Origin of the sequence: Streptomyces sp. NPDC007905 (assembly GCF_042959345.1) — a bacterium.
GTDB lineage: Bacteria > Actinomycetota > Actinomycetes > Streptomycetales > Streptomycetaceae > Streptomyces.
Genome location: NZ_JBIBKS010000002.1, coordinates 360,115 through 380,296 on the forward strand (window position 1 = coordinate 360,115; position 20,182 = coordinate 380,296).

A 20,182-nucleotide genomic window follows, 5' to 3' on the forward strand; every position below is an offset into this window, starting at 1 on the left:
CTCCCCGCACCGAAGTGATCACCGTCCCGCACGCCCTTGAAGGGAAACGTCCTCCATGGCAACCGCCCCGGAGACGGGCTCGTACGACACCGTCGACGCCGGCACCTACGAGGTGCTGCGCGACCGGCTCACCGCCCAGGCGGCCGACCTCGCCCGGCGCGCCGAGGCCCTCAACGGGCGCCGCGCCGAGGAGTTCGGCTCCGCCGGGTTCGCCCTGCGGGCCACCGGCCGGCTGCGCACCGGGCACGCGTGCGTGCCCTGCGACATCGTCGCCGTCGGGGACGTGCTGCTGTTCGGCAGCACCGGCCGGACGGCCGAGGGCACGGCGCTCGCGGACGTCCTCGGCCTGTACGACCGGAACCTGAACCGGCTGACCGAGGACGCCGTACCCGGACTGCTCGACGACCCGGCGTTCCTGCGGGAGTTCACCGCTCTGCACCGGTACTACCGGCAGGCCCGGCTGCTGCGGCTGCGCCGCCCGGACGGCCGGCTGCTGGCGGTGTTCCGCACCGGTGAGAAGCCCGACGACGTCCGCGCCCTGCGCTGGGACCCGACCGCCGACGGCGGGGCCCGGTTCCTGGACGCGCGCGGCGACCGCGACGACACCTTCCCGCCCGCACACGACTTCACCTGGACCGACACCACCCGCGAGGACCACGTCATCGGCCGGGACCCGTACGTCTCGGTGCCGGGCGGGGCGGGCGTCGCGACCGTCGGCGGCCGGCTCGCCGTGCGCGGACCGGAGGGCGAGGAGTTGTACACCGAGCCGGTGGAGGAGCCGCTGCAGGCACTCGCCGACGCCGGGGTCGCGCACGCGCGGGTGGGGTCGCTGGTCCTGCTGCGGGTGCGGCCGTACAAGGAGGACACCGACCGGTACCTGGTGTTCAACACGCTGACCCGGTCCGTGGTACGGCTCGACGGCATCGGGCAGGCGTGCCGACGGCTGCCGGAGGAGCAGGGCATTGTCTTCCCGGGCGGGTACTGCCTGGCCACGGGCGCGCACAAGACGTACGAACTGGACGCGTCCGGACTGGAATTCGAGCGGGAGGTGCGCTCGCCGAACGGCGAGGACGTGCTGTACGCGTTCCGCTCCCGTGCCGAGGGCCGCACGCTCCTGCTGTCGTACAACACCCTCCGCAAGGAGGTCGCCACGCCGCTGTCCTGCCGGGGCTGGGCCCTCTTCGAGGACGGCACCCTGGCCGTGCTGCGCGCCGAGGGCGACGAGCCCGCGCACGCGCACGCCCTGCAGTGGTGGACCTCGCCGTACGTCTCCGACACCCACGCGGCCGCCCTGCGGACCGGCACCGGAGCCCTGGCCCGCGTCGGCAACGCGGACCTCGTGCGCGGACTCGCCGACTGCCTGTCCGTCGCCCGGCTCGTCACCGAGGGCATCGAGACCGGCGAGGGCTACCGGGCGCTGGCCGCCGCCTGTGTACGCGCCGCCGACACCCACCACTGGCTGGACGAGCCCGAACTCGGCGACCTGCGGGCGCCATTGGAGGCGGTGCGGCAGACCGCCGAGCAGCTGCTGGCCGAGTTCGAGACCGTGCGGGAGCTGTCCCGGCAGGCCGCCACGGCCCTGGAGGAGGCGGCGGACCGGATCACCGCCGTGGTCCGCCGGCTGCGCGGCGAGGCACCCCGGGACGCCGCCGCCTGGGTGCGGGGGCTCACCCGACTCCGGCACGCGCACGGCCACCTGCTGACCCTCAAGGAACTGCGCTACGCGGACACCGCCCGCGTTAAGGAGCTGGCCGCCGCGGCGGAGGCCGACCTCGTGGCCTTCGGGCGGCGGGCGATGTCCTTCCTGGCCCGTGAGGACGCCTTCGCGGCGCAGCACGCGGACGTCGAACGGCTCGTGGAGCAGGCGGACTCGATTCCCACCGCGGCCGCGGCCGGACCGGTCGCCGCCCGGCTGGACGACCTCGCCGACGGGCTGCGCACGGTCACCGAGGTCGTCACCGGCCTCGACATCGCCGACGCCACCGTCCGTACCGCCATCCTGGAGCGGATCGCCGAGGTGCTCGGCGGGGTCAACCGCGCCCGCGCCACCCTCGACGCCCGCCGTCGCGGCCTCCTGGACCGTGAGGGCCGCGCCGAGTTCGCCGCCGAGACGGCCCTGCTGGCCCAGGCGGTCACCGCGGCGCTCGCCACGGCCGACAGCCCCGAGGCCTGCGACGACCAACTCGCCCCGCTGCTCGGCCGGCTGGAGGACCTGGACGCCCGTTTCGCCGATTTCGACGACTTCCTCGGTGACCTCGCCGGCACCCGCACCGAGATCTACGAGGCCTTCGCCGCCCGCAAGCAGTCCCTCGCCGACGCCCGCGCCCACCGCGCGGAGCAACTGGCCGCCTCCGCCGCCCGGGTGCTGGAGACCATCGCCCGCCGCACGGCCACGCTCGCCGACACCGACGCGGTCACCACCTACTTCGCCTCCGACCCGATGGTCGCCAAGGTCCGCCGCACCGCCGACGAGCTGCGGGCCCTCGGCGACAGCGGGCGCGCCGAGGAGCTCGACGGCCGGCTCAAGGCCGCCCGCCAGGAGGCGGCCCGCGCCCTGCGCGACCGCACCGATCTGTACGCCGACGACGGCCGCACCCTGCTCCTCGGCGGCCACCGCTTCGCCGTCAACACCCAGCCTCTCGACCTCACCCTGGTCCCGCACGGGGACGGCCTCGCCTTCGCGGTCACCGGTACCGACTACCGCTCCCCGGTGACGGACCCCGGCTTCACCGACACCCGCCCCTTCTGGGACCGGCACCTGCCGTCCGAGTCACCCGAGGTCTACCGCGCCGAGCACCTCGCCGCCCGGCTGCTTGCCGAGCACGGGCCGGCCGCCCTCGCCGCCGCGGACCTGCCGGCGCTGGTGCGCGAGGCGGCGCAGGCGTCGTACGACGAGGGCTACGAGCGCGGGGTCCACGACCACGACACCACCGCGATCCTCACCGCACTGCTCCCCCTGTACGACGGTGCCGGCACCCTGCGCCACGAGCCCGCCGCGCGCGCCGCGGCCCAGCTCTTCTGGACCCACGGCACCTCCCCGGAGGCACGCGAGGCCTGGACGCGGCGCGCGGTGTCCCTCGCCCGCGCCCGGGAGACCTTCGGTCCTGTCGCCGGGATCGCCGAGCTGGTGGGGGAACTGGCCGGGGCGATCGGGGCAGGGGACCCGGCCGCCGATGCCGGGCCGGCCGCCGCGTACCTCTTCGACGAGCTGACCACCGGCGACGCCTTCGTTCTGGGCGCGACCGCGCGCACGCTGCTGGACAAGTTCCGTCACGCGGTGGGGGGTTCTCCGTACGCCCGGGACCTGGAGGCGCTGGCCGACCCGGCCGCCCGCCGGCAGGTGGTGCGAGCGTGGCTCTCCGCGTACGACACCGCCTCCGGCGCCGGGGTGGGCCCCGGCGAGCTGGCCGAGGCGGTGGCGGCCGAACTGTGCCCCCGACTCCCCCGCTACGACGGTGACGCCCCGCTGACCGCGACCGTGGAGGGCCTGCTGGGCAGCCACCCCCGCGTGACCGGAGGCCGGCTGCCGCTGCGGCTGGACGAGTTCCTGGCCCGGACGGCGAGGTTCGCGGAGCGTGAGGTCCCCGCCTTCCGCGCCTACCGGAGCCGCCGTACCGCCCTGGTGGCGGCCGAGCGCGACCGCCTCCGCCTGGCCGACCACCGTCCCCGGGTCATGTCCGCCTTCGTCCGCAACCGCCTCGTCGACGAGGTGTACCTGCCGCTGGTCGGCGACAGCCTGGCCCGGCAGCTCGGCACCACCGGCGAGTCGAAGCGCACCGACACCGGAGGGCTCCTCCTGCTGGTCTCCCCGCCCGGCTACGGCAAGACGACGCTCGTGGAGTACGTCGCCGACCGACTCGGTCTGATGCTGGTCAAGGTCAGCGGCCCCGCGCTCGGCCACACCGTCACCTCGCTCGACCCGGCCGACGCCCCGAACGCCACCGCCCGCCGAGAGATCGAGAAGATCAACTTCGCGCTGGCGGCCGGCAACAACACGCTCCTGTACCTGGACGACATCCAGCACACCTCGCCCGAACTGCTGCAGAGGTTCATCCCGTTGTGCGACGCGACCCGCCGGGTCGAGGGGGTGTGGGACGGCGAGCCGCGCACCTACGACCTGCGCGGCAAGCGGTTCGCGGTCTGTATGGCCGGCAACCCCTACACCGAGTCCGGCGACCGCTTTCGCGTCCCCGACATGCTCGCCAACCGGGCGGACGTCTGGAACCTCGGCGACGTCCTCACCGGCAAGGAGGACGTCTTCGCGCTCAGCTTCGTCGAGAACGCGCTCACCGCGAACCCGGTCCTCGCCCCCCTCGCCGGCCGTGACCGCGCCGACCTGGAGCTGCTGGTGCGCCTGGCCGCCACCGACCCCACGGCCCGCGCGGACCGCCTCGCCCACCCCCTCCCGCCGGCCGAACTCGACCGTGTCCTCGCGCTCCTGCGCCACCTGCTCGCCGCACGCGACACGATCCTCACGGTCAACGCGGCCTACATCGCCTCCGCCGCCCGGTCCGAGGCGGCCCGCACCGAACCGCCGTTCCACCTCCAGGGCTCCTACCGGGACATGAACCGCATCGCCCAGCGCCTGCGCCCGGTCATGAACGACACCGAGCGCGACGCCGTGATCGCCGACCACTACACGGCCGAGGCCCGGACCCTCACCACCGGCGCCGAGGCCAACCTGCTGAAACTCGCCGAACTGCGCGGCACCCTCACTCCCTGGCAGGCCGCCCGCTGGGCCGAGGTGAAGGCCGCCCACGTCCGCGCCCGCGCCCTCGGCGGCCCCGAGGACGACCCTCTGACCCGGGCGGTGGCCGCCCTCGGCCTGCTGGCCGAGCGGGTGGCGGCGGTCGAGTCCGCCATCATCCGAGCGACCGGCTCGCCCGACGGGGCCCTGGAGGACTGATGCTGTACTACCTGGCCCCCTTGTCGGCCGCCCTCGCGCTCGTCGCCGCCGGCACCTACGCCCTGATCCGCCGCGACCGCGTGTCGGGGCTGCCGAGGTCGATCCAGACGGGCGAGCCGGCGCGGAAGTCGGTGCCGAATATGCGTGTCCTCCCGCGGGTCCTGTACGGGGCCTCCTCGCTGTCCCGCCCCGGTGGCCGGCCGGCGAGGGGCGCCGACGGAACGGGAGGCACACCGACGGGGTGCCGGGGTAATAGTGGAACTGTCGTCCTCATGGTTCCGCTCGGGCAGCACCACCCGGAGCGGGAGACCCGAAGTCCGGGATGTGATCACGATGAGCAGTCCGCAGGACGCCCCCTCCGTCTGGGCCGGTGCGCACCCGGTCCCAGGGCGGGAGGAGCTTTTGCACAAGATCGGAGAGCTGCGGGAAGAGATCGGCCAGCTGCAGGACGCCGTCGTCTCGCACGCCGTGGTCGACCAGGCGATCGGTGTGGTCATCGCTGTCGGCGGCCTGCGGCCCGACCAGGGCTTCGAGGTCCTGCGGGACGTCTCGCAGAACACCAACATCAAGCTGCGTCAGATCGCCGAACGGATCGTGGACTGGGTCCACACCGACCGGCTGCCCGACGAGATCCGTGAGGCTCTGGACCGCGCACTGGCCGCGGCACGATCCGCCTGAACGGACACAGCCATCCGCCTGAACGGCAGCAGCGTCCGCCTGAACGGCCGGCGGCTCCCGGTGCCCGGCCGCCCGGGTCCGCCCCGGTGCGGGTCAGCCGGGCTCGTCGACGTGGGCACGTTGTGCCTGGGAACGGCTGGAGACCAGCCAGGGCGGCTCCGGGCGCGGGATCCTCGGGGTGTTGCCGGTGTCCACCGTGAGGTGGAGCAGGGTGCTGCGCCCGTCCGAGCCGGCGGGGTAGCTCCGCGGTTCGTCGCTGCGGAAGTTCTCCCGGAGCAGCTGAGCCACCCGGTGCGCGCTGTCGGGGTTCGCCGCGATGATGCGGACCTCGGCGAGTCCGCCCACGGGCGGGTCGTCGTCCGCTCTCAGCCTGGTCGGCGAGCTTTCGTGCGGCGGCTGGGCTTTGTCGGTGCCGCGGGTGCGGCGCGACCTCCAGAGCATGGGGGTCACCTCTGTTCCGGGCGGGGACGGCCGGCGAAGGCGGAGATCGAGGTCATGGTGCCGCCCCGCTCTCCGGGGCCCGGGCACGGGCGTCCGGCGTTGTGGACCGCCGAGAACGAGACCGGCACGGGAGCCGGTGTGCGAAGCGCCCTCGGTACGTCCACCGTACTCCGCGGCCGTCACCCGCCGGGGGCGACGGACCCTCGGCGGCACGGCCGCCACCGTCGCCGGGGTCCCGTACCGCCGGACGCCGCCGCCACCGTCGCCGGGGTCCCGTACCGCCGGAGTACCGTGGAGGTGCCGAGGATCTCCCGTGTACCGGCTCCCCGTGCCGCTGCCGTCCTCGGCGCTCGACGACACCGGGCGGCGGATCAGTCCGTTCCCGGGGCGGGGTTCGTTCCATGACTGTGCACGCGCCGGACCGGTCGGAGTCCGCGGACCCGGGGCAGGGCCCCCTCCGGCAGTACGCACGGATCGAGAGACCGTGGCCACCGGAGAGAGGGACGTGGCCACCGGAGAAGGGGAAGGGGCCGTCACCGTGGGCCGCGGAGTGCCTCCGCCCGTTGACCCGGGGTCAGGTCGTGGACCGGCTGGCGGACCTCGGCGACCTGTACGCGGAGAACTCCGGGGGTGGCCCCTGGGAGTGGAACCAGGGTCGTGGCCTCTTCCTGCACCGGCTCGCGGTGGACCTGCGGCGACCGGGCTTCGCCCTGCTGATCGCGGAGGCCGCCACCATGACGGGATGCGCCTACGGCTTTCCCGTGTGCGACGAGGGCCCCCGGTGGCGGGGCCTCGACGGATGCTTTTCGCCGGCCCTGTGTCGGCTCGCCGCGTCCGGGAGGCTCTTCGCCGTCTCGGCGATCGTCGTCCGCCCCTGGGTGAGTACGCGGTACCCGCGCCGCGAGTGGAATCTCGCCCGGCGTCTGCAGCGGCGGCTGCTGACCGACCACGACGCGGCGCTCGGCGTCACGCTGGTGGCCCGCGGCGACGTACAGACTCTGCGGGCACTGCGGTCGTGGGGATGGCGGTCACCCTCGCCGGGCACCTGTATGACGGCCCGGTACGCCCCCTGCCGGGTTCTGGTCCTCGACCGCTGACCGTCCGGGCTTCGCGTCCGGGCTTCGGTCCCCCCGCGTCACCGGCTGCGCCTCGCGGCCCGGGCTCGTGAGCCGGTCGGCCACACGCACCGATGCCCCCGGTCACGGACGGGACTCTGCTGATTCCCGGGGAAAGCTACGCATAACGCTTGCCACCCGGGTACTCAGCAGAAGGGACGCTCGGTTGGGACCGCAGCCCGGCGGACCCGCACTCGTGGAGACCCGCACTCGTGGAGACCGCGCGCGCGTCCCCGCGAGTGCGTCATTGCGGAGCCGGTGGCGTCGAGGACGGGCGCGTCTCCGCCGGCCCATCTCCGCCGCCCCTCCGCCGGCCCCTCTCAGCGGGCCGTGGGCCCTGCCTCCGACTCCCGGGCCGCTTCCCACGCGAGATCGTTCTCCGCGAGCGCGAACATCCGCGCGGCGGACATCGGGTTGTCGGGATCGGCGGCGGCGATCAGCAGCCGCCCGGCCGCACCGACCGGCTCGTCGGGCGGGATGACGAGGAGTTCCCAGCGCCCCACGGTGCCGCAGTCCAGGGTGATGACGTGCGTCAGGGCTCCGGCGCCCGCCGACGCCACCTCGATGACGTGCCCGGGAGCCACGACGGTGAGCGGGGCCTCGGGCCATTCGGAGGAGTCCACGGTGACACGGGTGACGGTGCCGGAGCCCGGATCGAGCGAACCGACGAGAGCGGGCAGCTCCAGTTCGAGCGCGTCGCAGCGCGGCCACCAGGCGCCGTCCAGCGGGCCGTGACTGACGTCCGGGGTGAGGGACAGCCGGGGCAGCGGCATCCGGTAGGTGTGCGCCGCGTGCGGTGACGTGCCGGGTTGATCGTTCCCGGCTGTGTTCCTGGCGTCCATCGCGCGATTTCCGTTCCGGGCCGCTCTTGCGGCCGCCCGTTTCGTCACTCGCCGGGAACGGCACCGCCTGGTCGCGTTGCGCGAGATGCTCTCGGTAGGGTCAGGGTACTGCCGGCCCGTGGACCGGGGCGAGGTGCCGTCTGCCCGCCGAGGCCGGCCGGATCGGCAGCCGGCTTCGACGGGCGGCACGCCCCCAGGGCGGCCTGCCGGCGTCAGTCCCAGGCCGGGGGAGCGTCCCTCTGTACGAGGACCGGGGTGTCGTGACAGGTGAAGCCGAGCCGGGTCAGCGCTCTGCGCACCTCGTCCGTGGTGAAGTCGCGGCGGTCCTGCTTGGTGATCACTTCACCGACTTGTTTGACGGGGTAGGCATGGCGGCCGACGGTCACGGACACCCCGGTGACCGGTTCGGGCTTGACGCCCTCCATCATTTGCTCCACCTCGCTCTTGACCAGGTCGAAGGGGAATCGGGCGATGACACAGCGCATGATGCCTCACAGGGGGTGAAGAAACGCCGGATGAAGTCGACCGCGGCGGGGGCGGTCAGGGAGTGAGGGCGAGGACGCCCAGGGTGTAGCCGTTCCTGTCGACCACGGGGGACACGTCCAGCGTCCGGACCCGCATGGCGGCCTCCGCGTCACTCAGCACCGCCGCGGACGCGGTGAAGGGCCCGCGGTCGAGCGGGATGTCCCGCAGCCGTGTCCGGTCGCCGTACCACGAGCCGCCGCGGTGGGCGGCGAGCTGAGCGCGGGTGGCCAGGCCGGCACACCGGCCGTCCTCGTCCCTGAGGATCAGGTACGGGACACGGGCACCGATGAGGACGGCCAGGGCCACGTCGACCGTCATGTGCTCCTCGACCTGGAGGCCGGGAGCGTCCATGGCGTCAGCGGCCGTCAGACCGGTGCCGTCCGCCTGCTGGGGCCATGTCTGAACGGGGGGCAAAGGCTTCTCCTCTTCGGTCGGACACGGTGTGACGAGTGGACGGCGGTGCGTAGGTCCGGACATCGGGGCCGCTTCTACGGGTTCGTCCTCTGGTTCGTCCTTGAGGTGGAACGGCGGCCCCGGGTGGGCCGGCCTCTGCCGCCGCGGGCGGAGGTTCCGGTGCGCTTGGGGCGTTCCGGGGCGGCCGCGGCCACGGTGACCGGCACTCCGGAGGGAGCCTGGGCGCCGGTGATACGGCTCAGCTCGGCCTCGCCGGGACGCACCCGGGTGGTCCGCGGGGCGATGCCGGCGTCGTTCATCAGGCGCGTCATCGCGCCACGCTGGTGGGGCAGCACCAGCGTGACCACGGTGCCGGACTCGCCGGCGCGCGCGGTACGTCCGCCGCGGTGCAGGTAGTCCTTGTGGTCGCCGGGCGGATCGACGTTGACGACGAGGTCGAGGTCGTCGACGTGGATGCCGCGGGCCGCTACGTTGGTGGCGACCAGGGCGGTGACCTGGCCGTCCTTGAACTGGGCGAGGGTGCGGTTGCGCTGGGACTGGGACTTGCCGCCGTGCAGGCCCGAGGCGCGCACCCCGACGGCCAGAAGCTTCTTCACCAGCTTGTCCACCGCGTGCTTGGTGTCCAGGAACATGATCACCCGGCCGTCGCGAGCGGCGATCTCCGTCGTGGTGGCGTGCTTGTCGTCGTCGGCCACGTGGAGCAGGTGGTGCTCCATCGTGGTGACGGAGGCCGCGGACGGGTCGACCGAGTGGACCACCGGGTCGTGCAGATAGCGGCGTACCAGGAGGTCGATGTTGCGGTCCAGGGTGGCCGAGAACAGCAGGCGCTGACCGCCCGGACGCACCTGGTCGAGCAGGGCGGTCACCTGCGGCATGAAGCCCATGTCGGCCATCTGGTCCGCCTCGTCCAGGACGGTGACGGCGACCCGGCTCAGGTCGCAGTCGCCGCGGTCGACGAGGTCCCGGAGCCGACCGGGTGTCGCGACGACGACCTCGGCCCCGCCGCGCAGCGCGCTCGCCTGACGGCCGATCGACATACCGCCCACCACCGTGGCGAGGCGCAGGCGCAGCGCGCGGGCGTAGGGGGTGAGGGCGTCGGTGACCTGCTGGGCCAGTTCCCGGGTGGGTACGAGGACGAGCGCCAGTGGCTGCCGGGGCTCGGCCCGCTGCCCTTCGGTGCGCGCGAGCAGGGCGAGACCGAAGGCGAGGGTCTTGCCCGAACCCGTGCGCCCACGGCCCAGTACGTCCCGTCCGGCCAGGGAGTTCGGCAGCGTCGCCCCCTGGATGGGGAACGGCACGGTCACGCCCTCGGCGCGCAGCGCGCTCAGCAGACGCTCGGGCAGGGCCAGTTCGGCGAACGCCTCGACGGCCGGCAGCGCGGGGGAGACGGTGGCGGGCAGCTCGAAGTCGTTGCGCGGGGCGGGGCGGCGGCTCTTGGGGCCGCCCCGCCCGGCCGTGGCCGAACGGGAAGGAGCGCTACGGCGCCCCGCCTCCGGCGAGCGGAAGCGGGAACGCGCGCCGGATCCGCCGGAGGGGCCGCCCGTCCGGGACCGGGACGAGCCGTCGGTCGTGCGAGAAGTGCGGTTCAAGCGGTCCAAGTGGAACCTTCCTGAATGCGGCACGTATCGAGGAATTCCCGGCAGCCGTGAACAGGCGTGCCGGGATTCGCGGGAATGAGCCGATGAAAAACAAAAAGGGCCGGGAAACGGCCGGGGTCCGCGCGGTGAACGTCGGCAGACCGGTGGAAACACAACGGACCGGGGCCCGCACCCAGGAGTGCGGGCCCCGGCCTGGTACAACGCGTGTGCGTCAGGCGGGAACGATGTTCTCGGCCTGCGGGCCCTTCTGGCCCTGGGTGACGTCGAAGGTGACCTTCTGGCCTTCCTGAAGCTCACGGAAGCCGCTCGTGGCGATGTTCGAGTAGTGGGCGAACACGTCAGCGCCGCCGCCGTCCTGCTCGATGAAGCCGAAGCCCTTTTCCGCGTTGAACCACTTCACGGTGCCAGATGCCATATTGAATCTCCTTAGGGGCAGTGCCCGGGCCTCACACCTTGTGTGCCCGGAGTCGCCGCGATGATCATCCCTCGGGAGATGTCTCCGAACGAGTACGCGAAGTCTCTGGTTGACCAAAACTGCAACTTTCATCAAGGTAGCACAGGCTGCAGCGGGCCGCCTCGCGATTTTTGAAATTCCGGCCCGTGCAAGCAGCAAATCTTGCGACATCCCGCACGCATTTCTGTATCCGCTGCGACAGATATCCGGTTCCCGGCAGTGGTGTGGCGCGAGCCCGAGCGAGGTTCACGAGGCGTTCGTGCCGGCGTCGAAGCGCGCCCGCACCGCGGGGTCGTCGAGCAGCCGGTCGGGGTAACCGGGGCCGGTGCGCACGGACACGTCCTCGTGTCGCAGCGGCTCGCCGCAGCGGGAGCAGACCACCTGAGCCTGGGTGTCGTGGCCGCAGACGGTGTGGTGCGTGATCACCGGAACGCCCTCGTCGTCGGCCAGCCACCGGTCGCCCCAGGCGTTGATCGCGGTCAGCACGCCGAAGAAGTCACGGCCCTTGTCCGTCAGCAGGTACTCGTGGCGGACCGGATCGCTCTGGTAGGCGTGCCGCCGGAGGAGTCCCGCCCCTTCCAGGCGCCGCAGCCGGTCCGTGAGGGTGCTGCGGGCGATGTCGAGCGAGTCGATGAAGCCGTCGAAGCGTGACTCGCCGTAGAAGACCTCGCGCAGCACGAGCAGCGTCCAGCCGTCGCCCAGGATGTCCACGGTGCGGGCGATGGAGCAGGGCCAGCCGTCGAAAGAGGTCCGTCTCACGGCATCACCTTATCAGTCTCATCATGAGATGCACTTGTGCCGGGTGCTGCGTGCGGCTACCGTCCGGTCAGTCTCATCATGCAACTAACGAGGAGAGTTGATGGGTTCCACTGCTGTCGACGCTGCCGAGGTCACCGTCGAACGGGATGGACACGTCCTGCTGATCGGGCTGAACCGACCGGCCAAGCGCAACGCGTTCACCCGGCGCATGCTCGCCGAGCTGTCGGCCGCCTACGGCCTGCTGGAGTCCGAGGACGACCTGTGGTGCGCAGTGCTGTTCGCCCACGGCGACCACTTCACCGGCGGCCTGGACATGCTCGATGTCGGCGCGGAACTGGCCTCGGGGAAGTTCGACGCTCCGGAGGGCGGCCGCGACCCCTGGCGCCTGGACGGCCCCTGGACCAAGCCGGTCGTCGCGGCCGCACAGGGCTGGGTGATGACGCTCGGGATCGAGCTGCTGCTCGCCGCCGACATCCGCGTGGCGGCCCGGGACGCGCGCTTCGCCCAGTTCGAGATCCGCCGCGGCATCTACCCCTTCGGGGGCGCCACCTTCCGCTTCCCCCAGCAGGCCGGCTGGGGCAACGCCATGCGCTGGGTCCTGACCGGCGAGGAGTTCGACGCCGCCGAGGCCCACCGCGTCGGCCTGGTGCAGGAACTCGCCGTCGACGGACCGGCCGCGCTCGACCGCGCGAGGCGGATCGCCCGGGTCATCGCCGCGAAGTCGGCCCCGCTGGGAGTCCGTACCGTCCTGGAGTCCGCCCACCTGGCACACGAGCGCGGCGAGGGCGCCGCGATCGAGCGGCTGCGCCCCGACATCGCCCGGCTCCTCGCGACCGCCGACGGCGCCGAGGGCGTCCGGTCCTTCGTCGAGCGCCGCGACGCCGTCTTCACCGGCCGCTGACCGACCCCCTCGCCAGGAGAACCGCTGTGACCGCTGTGCAGACACCCCCGCACGCGCCTGCCCTCTTCGGCCTCCCGCCCGACATCGCCGAGGCCCGCGCCTTGGCCCATGGCTTCGCGGAGGAGTACGTGCGGCCGGTCGCCGTCGAGTGAGGTCGCCGTCCGCGCCACCGAGCGCGGCTGCGGATCCTCGGCGGCAATGGCTGCACCCGCGACTATCCCTTCGAACGGTGGGCCCGCGACGCCAAGATCTTCATCATCCGCGAAGGCACGAGCGAGATCCAGCGCCTCGCCATCGGCCGCGCCCTGTCCGGCCGCCGCATCCAGTGACGTGCCTCTTGAAGTCCGGTCCGGGTGCGCCGGACGCGCGGGCACCGGCCCGGCTCCGTCCCGTCGCTCCTGCGGCACCGACGCCGTTCGTCACAGGGCGTTCCGGATGCGGCCCGCGCCCGCGTGATCAGTCGGAACCGGAACTGCCCGCCGCCTCGCTCGCGGCACGGCGGTACTCGGCGTTGATGCGCTGAGCTTCCTCGAGCTGGTCCTCGAGGATCACGATGCGGCAGGCGGCCTCGATCGGGGTCCCCCTGTCGACGAGCTCGCGGGCGCGAGCGGCGATCCGCAGTTGGTAGCGGGAGTACCGGCGATGTCCTCCCTCCGAGCGGAGCGGAGTGATCAGACGAGCCTCACCGATGGCTCGGAGGAAGCCCGGGGTGGTGCCGAGCATCTCGGCTGCCCGTCCCATCGTGTATGCCGGGTAGTCGTCGTCGTCCAGACGATCACCAAGAGGGTTGTCCGCTGTCATGTCACCTCGCTGTGCAACGCGTCGAGGGGCCCTGGTGCCGTACGGCACCAGGGCCCCGAAGGAAATTCAACACCATGTGTCGGCTCCACTGCGGCGCCGACCTTCTGTTTTCCGCTACCCGGCTCGACAGAGGGGGGAAGCGGGGGATCGCAGCTGCGTGACCGGGGACCACCATCCAATCCGGGGTCTAGCGGTGCCCGGCCCGAGTGCTCCTCGGGCCGGGCCATCGTGCTGGCAGCTCGTCGACGTGCGAGCTCCCTCTTCAGCCACCTGCCGGTTCGTGTCCGGCGAGTCTCGTTCGACCGTCTCTACGATATGAAGCGTAACCAGCCCAGGAGCGAATGTCTACTCCGGCGAAAGCAGATTTCACCTTTCCGGTGGAGTAGGAACCCAGCCACCTGCGACAATGACTCTCGCAAGGTGCCGTGCGGGCGACACGGCGGCGGACCGGCACTCACCGCTTGGTCGTAAGCCGCCTTCGCCGCCCGCGTAACCGCTTCATGGCCCCCGCAGGGCGTACGCGGACAGTCGGATGAATAAGCTCTGCTGTCATGTCGAACCCTGATGAGCTGCTCGTCGCCATCTCCGCCGCGGTGGAGTCCGAGCGAAGCAATCAGATGTCACTGACCGTGGTCGTCGGCGGTGCCGTCATCACCGGCCGGCTGGCTCCTGAGGCCGTGTGGAGGGAGCGGGTGGCGGAGGTCCTCAAGAACTCGGACCGTCTCCGCCCGTTCTCCGACGTCTTCGCCCGCGGGCCGCGGGACAATGCGGCCGGTCGCGGCGAGGCGCCGACGCATCTGCACTTCCATCTCGCCCGGATCCTGCAGGGCAACCTCGGGATCCCGGAGACGGGCGGTATGTACCGAGTCGCGATCAAGGACGTCAGCGCATGGACCGTGGGCGATCTCAGCTACTTCGACCAGTGAGACGCTGTCCCCGCCCCGTTGCCCGGCCAGGAGTCTCCGAGCGGACGACGACACAGCGATGGGGGCCCTGCCGACGCGCGTCGGCAGGACCCCCACCGGGATCCTGAGTGCGGTTTCCCGCCCGTCCTCATGCCTCCACGGGGTCGGCGCCGCCGAGCAGTGCCGAGGCGGTCAGGAGCGGAGTCGGAACACCCACGCCCAAGGGCGCGGAAGCGGGAACGCCCACGCCCACGGGCGTGGCCTCGGGGCGGTCGTGGCAGGTGAAGCCGAGGCGCGCCATGGCCCGGGTGACCTCGCCGACGGTGAAGTCACGGGGGTCCTGTCGGGTGATGACCCGGCCCACCTGCTTGACGGGGTAGCGGCGGCGGCCGATGGTCACGGACTCACCCGTGACGAGCTCGGGCCGGACGCCCTTCATCGAGGCCAGCACCCCGGCCTTGGTCAGGTCGAACGGGTACCGGGCGATGACGCAGCGCATGATGCCTCACAGGGGAGAAGTCGCGGGGAGAAGGAGAACGGGCTGTCCTGAGTGAGGCGGATCAGTGGGAGCGGGCGAGGACGCCCGGAACCCGGCCGAACCCACCGACGCCGCCGCGGCGGGCGCCGGTCGAGGGCAGCGCCCCGTCGAGGACGTCCCGCAGACGGATCCGGTCGGTGTACGTGGAACTGTCGCGGACGACGGTGAGCCGGGCCAGGCTGATCAGGCCCGTGCTCTGGTCGTCCCCGTCGCACACGGTCAGGTACTGGACACGGGCACCCGCCATGACGGCCAGAGCCACCTCGACGGTCATGTCGTCGCACACCCGGGGCCCGTACGCTTCGCGGTCGTCGACCACGGTCACGGGGGCGGGGTTCGGCATGCGGTACTGCGTCTGAGCCGGCGTCAAGGGTGCCTCCTGCGGTGAGAGTCGGTCGGCTTGGCGGCCATGGCGGCCCCAGGGAGACCACTGCGGCTCAAGGGAGGCCACAGTGGCCCCGGTCACAGCACTAGGCAGCCGCGTCGTTGCCGGGCCGTCGCGGTGCCCTGCGGCGCACCCCCGCGCCGACCGGCCGGCCCTGGCCGGTGCGGCCCCGGCGGTCCCGGGACGGCGAAGACGCCCGGCGGGGGCGTTCCACGACCGGCGCGGTGATCACCACCGGGACGCCGGAGGGCGCCTGGGCACCCGTGATGCGGCTCAGCTCGGCCTCGCCCGAGCGGACCGGGGTGATGTGCGGGGTGATGCCGGCCGAAGCCATCAGCCGGCTCATGCCGCGGCGCTGCTGGGGCGTCACGAGGGTGACGACGCTGCCGGACTCACCGGCACGGGCCGTACGGCCGCCACGGTGCAGGTAGTCCTTGTGGTCGCTGGGCGGATCCACGTTGACGACCAGGTCGAGGCTGTCGACGTGGATGCCGCGGGCCGCGACGTTGGTGGCCACCAGCACCGTGACGTGACCGTCCTTGAACTGCGCCAGGGTCCGGGTGCGCTGCGGCTGGGACCTGCCACCGTGCAGGGCCGCGGCGCGGACACCGCTCTTCAGCAGGTGCTCGGTCAGCCGGTCCACGGCGTGCTTGGTGTCCAGGAACATGATGACCCGGCCGTCCCGGGCCGCGATTTCGGTGGTCGTGCGGTGCTTGTCCGCATCGTGCACGTGGAGTACGTGGTGCTCCATCGTGGTGACGGCGCCGGCCGAGGGGTCGACGGAGTGGACCACCGGGTCGGTCAGGTAGCGGCGGACCAGCAGGTCGACGTTGCGGTCCAGGGTGGCCGAGAAGAGCATCCGCTGGCCCTCGGGACGCACCTGGTCGAGCAGGGCGGTGACCTGGGGCATGAAGCCCATGTCGGTCATCTGGTCGGCCTCGTCGAGAACCGTGATGCCCACGTCGTCGAGTTGGCAGTGGCCCCGGTCGATGAGGTCCTTGAGCCGCCCGGGCGTCGCGACGACCACCTCCGCACCGGCGCGCAGCGCACCGGCCTGCCCGCCGATGGACATTCCGCCGACGACGGTGGCGAGCCGCAGCCGCACGGAGCGGGCGTAGGGAGCGAGCGCGTCGGTGACCTGCTGGGCCAGCTCACGGGTGGGGACGAGGACCAGGGCCAGCGGCCGGCGCGGCTCGGCGCGCCGGCCCGCCGAACGGGCCAGGACCGCGAGGCCGAAGGCGAGGGTCTTGCCCGACCCGGTGCGGCCGCGACCGAGTACGTCACGCCCCGCCAGGGAGTTCGGCAGGGTCGCCGCCTGGATCGGGAACGGCGCGCTCACGCCCTCCTGGCCGAGCGTGGTCAGCAGCGGCGCCGGCATGACGAGATCGGCGAACGACTCGACAGCGGGCAACGCGGGCGTGACCGACTTCGGCAGCGCGAACTCGCCCTGCGCGGCCGGTCGGTTTCCGTAACCGCTGGAACGGCGCGGAGCGCTGGAACGGCGCGGAACGCCGGAGCGGGGCGGAACGCCGGAGCGGTCTGCGGCGGCACTTCCTCCGAAGCGGTCATACGTGCGAGTTTTGGTGCGTGAGCGGGACGTGCGTGTGCGGTTCATGCGGAACCTTCCTCGATGTGGGCACGTATCAAGGAATTTCCGCAGCAGAATGAGCGGCGCAGAGAATCGCGAGAACGAGCCGGAAACGACAGGGTCGAATCATCCTGCAAATAAAGCGAGCCGGGGCCCGCACCCCAAGGTGCGGGCCCCAGCGTCGAAGTACGCGTCAGTGCCGCTGCGTCAGGCGGGAACGATGTTCTCGGCCGTCGGGCCCTTCTGGCCCTGCGCGATGTCGAACGACACCTTCTGGCCTTCCAGCAGCTCACGGAAGCCCTGGGCGGCGATGTTGGAGTAGTGGGCGAAGACGTCGGCGCCGCCGCCGTCCTGCTCGATGAAGCCGAAGCCCTTTTCCGCGTTGAACCACTTCACGGTGCCAGTAGCCATTTTATTTCTCCTTCGGAGGCGGTGTCGGGAATACGCCCTGTGCGGATTCCGTGTCGCCGTGATGATCAGCCGTCGGAAAAATCTTCTGGCAACCACACCTGCAACTGACGTCGACAGTAGCACGTCGACATCGGCGCTGCGCGGTAAACAATTCTGCACCGCCTGCCGCCTCAGGAATATTTCCGGTGCGCCGCGTCGATTTCTTACCTCACGACCACAGATATTGTTTTCCGGGGTGCGGTGTTGTCGGCGAGCGTTTCACGCTCGCAGCGCTGTGACCTCCTTCGACGCCTGGTGCGCGGCCGCCGGCGTCCTCGGTGGACGAGATGCCGACGGACGCGACCAGAGCCCGGAAGCGAGACGAAGGCCACATGGCGATTCCGGCGGGGCGCCCGTCGCGCGAGTTGAACCGGCGGCCGGTACGGCGAAGCCGCGTGCCTGTCCAAACGGACGTGAGTACGACGATGTGCGTTCCTCTGCTGGATGCGTTGAGGCCGTGTCGCCATGCGAAACGGAGTCCAAGTTCAGCGGACCAACCAGGTCAGCAGCGCTGTCACCAGGTACATGACGACCGCCGCGAGCCAGACCGCAAGGTGTGCCGGCCGTGAAGACCTGGCGGGCGCCCGCTCCCCTGCTCCCCGTGACAGCAGCGCGTCCGCGAACGCCTGCGCGGTTTGCGGTCGGTCCTCAGGATCTACGGACAGCGCCGTACGAAGAAGCGTGTCGATGCCGTTGGGAACTCCCAGCTCTCTGGGGATCGTCGGCAACGAAGACGCCGATGCCTGCGCTGTCGCGAGGGTGAGGCGACCGCCCGAACCGAACGGCTTCCGCCCGGTCAGCAGTTCGAACGTCACGGCACCGAGGGCGTACACGTCGGCTCGGCCGTCGAACCCGCCGGTCTGGAAGGCCTGCTCGGGCGCCATGTACGCGGGAGTGCCGGTGGTCACGGTCAACCCCGACGCGTCAGCGAGTTGCTTCGCGCTGCCGAGGTCCGCGACGAGTACGGCAGTGGGCGTGCGGCCGGCGTCGAGCAGGAGATTCGACGGCTTGATGTCGCGGTGGATGACGCCGGTGTCATGAAGCACCTGAACGGCGTATCCGGCCTCGGCTGCCAGATGGAGTGCCTCGGCAGGGCTGCAGCGCCCGATCTTCTCGGCCAGCGTCCCGCCCCGGACGTAGTCCATGACGAAGTAGGGACGGTCGTCCTGGACACCGACGTCGTGGACGCGTACGACACGTGGGCTGGAGATCTTGCGGAGCAGCCTCGCCTCCGCCAGAAACCGTTCTCGTACATCGGCGTTCGATGCCCAGTTGTCGGCCAGCACCTTGACCGCGACGTCCGTGTCAAGCTCGGGATCGTATGCCTTCCAGACAGTGGCGAACGAACCGGCTCCCAGTCTGTCCTCGAGGAGGTAACGGCCTAGCTTCTGCATGTGGCAACATTCTGCCTGAGCGGTTGGGGTGGGAACTCCGGTGCGGCCAGGTGGAATTCGGGCCGGCCGAGAACGGAAGACAGCAGGGTGATCGAAGAGGACGAGCTGAGACGGCTCGTGGCGTCCGCCCAGGCAGGTGACCAGGCTTCCTTGGACCGCCTCCTGGTCAGGCTTCGGCCCACGGTCATGCGCCGCTGCTCCAGATTCCTTCCGCACCACGCCGACGCCGAAGAAGCCGCCCAGGATGCTCTGCTGTCCATCAGCACGCATCTGCACGACTACAGCGGGCGGGGCTCGTTCCTCGGGTGGGTGACGGTGATCGCCTCGAACGCCGCCAGGTCCACGTATCGCTCGATGCGCCGGCGCGCGGAGGACAGTCATGCGGTCCTTCCCGAGGGTGTCGACCCTCGCACGACAAGTGTCATCGCGGGGACCCGCCTGGATCTCATGGAGTCGCTGGGCGCGCTCGAGGAACGGCATCCGGCCCTGGTGGAATCCTTCGTGCTGCGCGATCTCGCAGACCTGACCTATCTGCAGGTCGCCGAGATCACCGGCGCTCCCCTGGGCACGGTCAAGGACCGTATCCATCAGGCTCGCCGCTTCATGCGGGACCGCCTCGGCGGCGGCTTCTGAGACGTCCCGACTTTCCACTCTCAACGGGCATCAGCTTGCGTAGGAGCCGGGAGGTGCTGCCGTGCGAGCTCGGACGATCGTCGTCATCCTGGCGGCAGCCATCGGGCTTGGCCTGCTGACCGGCCGGTTCGTCCTGCCCGCTCGCTCCACTCCGGCAGTGCCGCCAGGCGCTGCGCCGTCCTCGCCGGGTCACCGCTCCCCGACGCCGAAGCCGGCCGGCGGACCCATGACGGACCGGCACTTGCTGGCAGCGGCCGAGTTCAGGAAGGCCGGGTTCCGCAAGCACATCTACGTGCGGGATCGTGTCGGAGACGGTAGGTACGCCGACGCGGCCTGCACCGGAGAGAAGACCCTCGGCGACACCCTGGGAGGATCGGACGCCCACTTCCGGGGGTTGGTGACGACCAGGGACACGGACGAGAGCGACCCCACCCTGGCGCGGAACATCAGCGACCAGGTCGCGCGCGAAGTCGCCGCTGACGCCCGGAGCCGGGCATTGGCCCAGAACTTCGCCGAGCGCCTCCTGCTGGAGGAAGTGCCGTGCCAGAGCGAACCGGCCACCCACTGGGTCTACGGCCCGACCCACACGATGGATGTCGCTCCGAGTATCGCGGCGAACTGGATGGGTACTTACGACGGCGACCTGAACACCACCGGGACCGCACCACGCGGCAAGGAGCCGTGTGGAGGCATCGCCATACTCCGCAACGGCTCTCACTACGGGGTCCTGGAGGTTGATGCCTGCCTGGGCACGGCCGCGATGACGCGGATCGTCCGTGCGGCCGTGACACAGCTCTGAGACCACGCCGACCTCACCGACAGAGGTGACGTGGATCACACCGGTGGCGGCAGGTT

At 71.6% G+C, this 20,182-nt stretch carries 21 protein-coding genes and 1 pseudogene; 9 read left to right on the forward strand and 13 right to left on the reverse strand.

The features are described 5' to 3' along the window. Positions 1-55 precede the first annotated feature (55 nt). Both ACFZDC_RS05360 and ACFZDC_RS05365 read left to right on the forward strand, forming a co-directional pair. The gene (locus ACFZDC_RS05360) at positions 56-4,906 is read left to right on the forward strand and encodes a DNA repair ATPase (RefSeq protein ID WP_391320310.1); all 4,851 of its coding nucleotides are present in this window, start codon (positions 56-58) and stop codon (positions 4,904-4,906) included. A 333-nt stretch (positions 4,907-5,239) separates the two neighbouring features. Next, entirely contained in the window at positions 5,240-5,584 is a 345-nt protein-coding gene (locus ACFZDC_RS05365; RefSeq protein WP_391320312.1) for an ANTAR domain-containing protein, read from the forward strand. Between the two features lie 93 nt (positions 5,585-5,677). Here ACFZDC_RS05365 and ACFZDC_RS05370 read toward each other — a convergent pair whose 3' ends face one another. After that, positions 5,678-6,025: a hypothetical protein gene (locus ACFZDC_RS05370; RefSeq protein WP_391320314.1), complete on the reverse strand. Its 348-nt coding sequence runs from the start codon at positions 6,023-6,025 to the stop codon at positions 5,678-5,680. Between the two features lie 563 nt (positions 6,026-6,588). Between ACFZDC_RS05370 and ACFZDC_RS05375 the strand changes: the two genes are divergently transcribed. Beyond that, entirely contained in the window at positions 6,589-7,122 is a 534-nt protein-coding gene (locus ACFZDC_RS05375) for a hypothetical protein (RefSeq protein ID WP_391320316.1), read from the forward strand. 338 nt (positions 7,123-7,460) lie between these two features. Here ACFZDC_RS05375 and ACFZDC_RS05380 read toward each other — a convergent pair whose 3' ends face one another. The 6 genes from ACFZDC_RS05380 to ACFZDC_RS05405 form a co-directional block, all read right to left on the reverse strand. Beyond that, the gene (locus tag ACFZDC_RS05380; protein ID WP_391320318.1) at positions 7,461-7,982 is read right to left on the reverse strand and encodes a DUF5994 family protein; all 522 of its coding nucleotides are present in this window, start codon (positions 7,980-7,982) and stop codon (positions 7,461-7,463) included. Between the two features lie 212 nt (positions 7,983-8,194). Next, a complete protein-coding gene (locus tag ACFZDC_RS05385) occupies positions 8,195-8,467 on the reverse strand; it encodes an SCO5918 family protein (protein WP_391320319.1) in 273 nt (90 codons plus the stop codon). Between the two features lie 55 nt (positions 8,468-8,522). Continuing rightward, positions 8,523-8,921: a hypothetical protein gene (locus ACFZDC_RS05390; RefSeq protein ID WP_391320321.1), complete on the reverse strand. Its 399-nt coding sequence runs from the start codon at positions 8,919-8,921 to the stop codon at positions 8,523-8,525. Positions 8,922-8,995: 74 nt separating this feature from the next. After that, positions 8,996-10,510: a DEAD/DEAH box helicase gene (locus tag ACFZDC_RS05395; RefSeq protein ID WP_391320323.1), complete on the reverse strand. Its 1,515-nt coding sequence runs from the start codon at positions 10,508-10,510 to the stop codon at positions 8,996-8,998. 220 nt (positions 10,511-10,730) lie between these two features. Continuing rightward, entirely contained in the window at positions 10,731-10,934 is a 204-nt protein-coding gene (locus tag ACFZDC_RS05400) for a cold-shock protein (protein ID WP_007383480.1), read from the reverse strand. A 285-nt stretch (positions 10,935-11,219) separates the two neighbouring features. Further along, positions 11,220-11,732: a winged helix-turn-helix transcriptional regulator gene (locus ACFZDC_RS05405; RefSeq protein ID WP_391320325.1), complete on the reverse strand. Its 513-nt coding sequence runs from the start codon at positions 11,730-11,732 to the stop codon at positions 11,220-11,222. Between the two features lie 100 nt (positions 11,733-11,832). Here ACFZDC_RS05405 and ACFZDC_RS05410 point away from each other — a divergent pair, with 100 nt between their 5' ends. The 3 genes and pseudogenes from ACFZDC_RS05410 to ACFZDC_RS05420 form a co-directional block, all read left to right on the forward strand. Next, entirely contained in the window at positions 11,833-12,633 is an 801-nt protein-coding gene (locus ACFZDC_RS05410) for a crotonase/enoyl-CoA hydratase family protein (protein WP_391320327.1), read from the forward strand. 26 nt (positions 12,634-12,659) lie between these two features. Then, positions 12,660-12,785, forward strand: a complete 126-nt coding sequence (locus ACFZDC_RS05415; RefSeq protein WP_391320329.1) for a hypothetical protein — start codon at positions 12,660-12,662, stop codon at positions 12,783-12,785. Positions 12,786-12,812: 27 nt separating this feature from the next. Continuing rightward, positions 12,813-12,962 (forward strand): annotated as a pseudogene (locus tag ACFZDC_RS05420) (acyl-CoA dehydrogenase family protein); the annotation flags it as partial. Between the two features lie 127 nt (positions 12,963-13,089). Here ACFZDC_RS05420 and ACFZDC_RS05425 read toward each other — a convergent pair. After that, on the reverse strand, positions 13,090-13,434 hold the full coding sequence (locus tag ACFZDC_RS05425; RefSeq protein WP_391320331.1) for a MerR family transcriptional regulator: 345 nt from the start codon (positions 13,432-13,434) through the stop codon (positions 13,090-13,092). Positions 13,435-13,985: 551 nt separating this feature from the next. Here ACFZDC_RS05425 and ACFZDC_RS05430 point away from each other — a divergent pair. Further along, positions 13,986-14,360 (forward strand): hypothetical protein, encoded by a 375-nt coding sequence (locus ACFZDC_RS05430; RefSeq protein WP_391320333.1) that lies wholly within the window; start codon positions 13,986-13,988, stop codon positions 14,358-14,360. A gap of 127 nt (positions 14,361-14,487) precedes the next feature. On the opposite strand, the gene ACFZDC_RS05435 is transcribed toward ACFZDC_RS05430, so the two are convergent. The 5 genes from ACFZDC_RS05435 to ACFZDC_RS05455 form a co-directional block, all read right to left on the reverse strand. Then, positions 14,488-14,838, reverse strand: a complete 351-nt coding sequence (locus ACFZDC_RS05435; protein ID WP_391320335.1) for an SCO5918 family protein — start codon at positions 14,836-14,838, stop codon at positions 14,488-14,490. Between the two features lie 61 nt (positions 14,839-14,899). Further along, on the reverse strand, positions 14,900-15,247 hold the full coding sequence (locus tag ACFZDC_RS05440) for a CBS domain-containing protein (RefSeq protein WP_391320336.1): 348 nt from the start codon (positions 15,245-15,247) through the stop codon (positions 14,900-14,902). A gap of 100 nt (positions 15,248-15,347) precedes the next feature. Next, positions 15,348-16,877 carry a DEAD/DEAH box helicase gene (locus ACFZDC_RS05445; protein WP_391320338.1) on the reverse strand — a complete coding sequence of 510 codons (1,530 nt, stop codon included), beginning with the start codon at positions 16,875-16,877 and terminating at the stop codon, positions 15,348-15,350. A 180-nt stretch (positions 16,878-17,057) separates the two neighbouring features. Further along, a complete protein-coding gene (locus ACFZDC_RS05450; protein WP_004986771.1) occupies positions 17,058-17,261 on the reverse strand; it encodes a cold-shock protein in 204 nt (67 codons plus the stop codon). Positions 17,262-17,785: 524 nt separating this feature from the next. Next, positions 17,786-18,694, reverse strand: coding sequence for a protein kinase (locus tag ACFZDC_RS05455; RefSeq protein ID WP_391320340.1), 909 nt, complete (start codon positions 18,692-18,694; stop codon positions 17,786-17,788). A gap of 87 nt (positions 18,695-18,781) precedes the next feature. Here ACFZDC_RS05455 and ACFZDC_RS05460 point away from each other — a divergent pair, with 87 nt between their 5' ends. Both ACFZDC_RS05460 and ACFZDC_RS05465 read left to right on the forward strand, forming a co-directional pair. Beyond that, positions 18,782-19,327 (forward strand): sigma-70 family RNA polymerase sigma factor, encoded by a 546-nt coding sequence (locus ACFZDC_RS05460; protein ID WP_391320342.1) that lies wholly within the window; start codon positions 18,782-18,784, stop codon positions 19,325-19,327. A 61-nt stretch (positions 19,328-19,388) separates the two neighbouring features. Then, positions 19,389-20,126 carry a hypothetical protein gene (locus ACFZDC_RS05465; RefSeq protein ID WP_391320344.1) on the forward strand — a complete coding sequence of 246 codons (738 nt, stop codon included), beginning with the start codon at positions 19,389-19,391 and terminating at the stop codon, positions 20,124-20,126. Positions 20,127-20,182 lie beyond the last annotated feature (56 nt).

Bases quoted from the DNA above. Each gene is read 5' to 3' on its own strand.
- ACFZDC_RS05360 (WP_391320310.1), top strand. From the start codon at position 56: ATGGCAACCGCCCCGGAGACGGGCTCGTACGACACCGTCGACGCCGGC.
- ACFZDC_RS05365 (WP_391320312.1), top strand. From the start codon at position 5,240: ATGAGCAGTCCGCAGGACGCCCCCTCCGTCTGGGCCGGTGCGCACCCG.
- ACFZDC_RS05370 (WP_391320314.1), bottom strand. From the start codon at position 6,025: ATGCTCTGGAGGTCGCGCCGCACCCGCGGCACCGACAAAGCCCAGCCG.
- ACFZDC_RS05380 (WP_391320318.1), bottom strand. From the start codon at position 7,982: ATGGACGCCAGGAACACAGCCGGGAACGATCAACCCGGCACGTCACCG.
- ACFZDC_RS05385 (WP_391320319.1), bottom strand. From the start codon at position 8,467: ATGCGCTGTGTCATCGCCCGATTCCCCTTCGACCTGGTCAAGAGCGAG.
- ACFZDC_RS05400 (WP_007383480.1), bottom strand. From the start codon at position 10,934: ATGGCATCTGGCACCGTGAAGTGGTTCAACGCGGAAAAGGGCTTCGGC.
- ACFZDC_RS05410 (WP_391320327.1), top strand. From the start codon at position 11,833: ATGGGTTCCACTGCTGTCGACGCTGCCGAGGTCACCGTCGAACGGGAT.
- ACFZDC_RS05425 (WP_391320331.1), bottom strand. From the start codon at position 13,434: ATGACAGCGGACAACCCTCTTGGTGATCGTCTGGACGACGACGACTAC.
- ACFZDC_RS05430 (WP_391320333.1), top strand. From the start codon at position 13,986: ATGTCGAACCCTGATGAGCTGCTCGTCGCCATCTCCGCCGCGGTGGAG.
- ACFZDC_RS05435 (WP_391320335.1), bottom strand. From the start codon at position 14,838: ATGCGCTGCGTCATCGCCCGGTACCCGTTCGACCTGACCAAGGCCGGG.
- ACFZDC_RS05445 (WP_391320338.1), bottom strand. From the start codon at position 16,877: ATGAACCGCACACGCACGTCCCGCTCACGCACCAAAACTCGCACGTAT.
- ACFZDC_RS05450 (WP_004986771.1), bottom strand. From the start codon at position 17,261: ATGGCTACTGGCACCGTGAAGTGGTTCAACGCGGAAAAGGGCTTCGGC.
- ACFZDC_RS05455 (WP_391320340.1), bottom strand. From the start codon at position 18,694: ATGCAGAAGCTAGGCCGTTACCTCCTCGAGGACAGACTGGGAGCCGGT.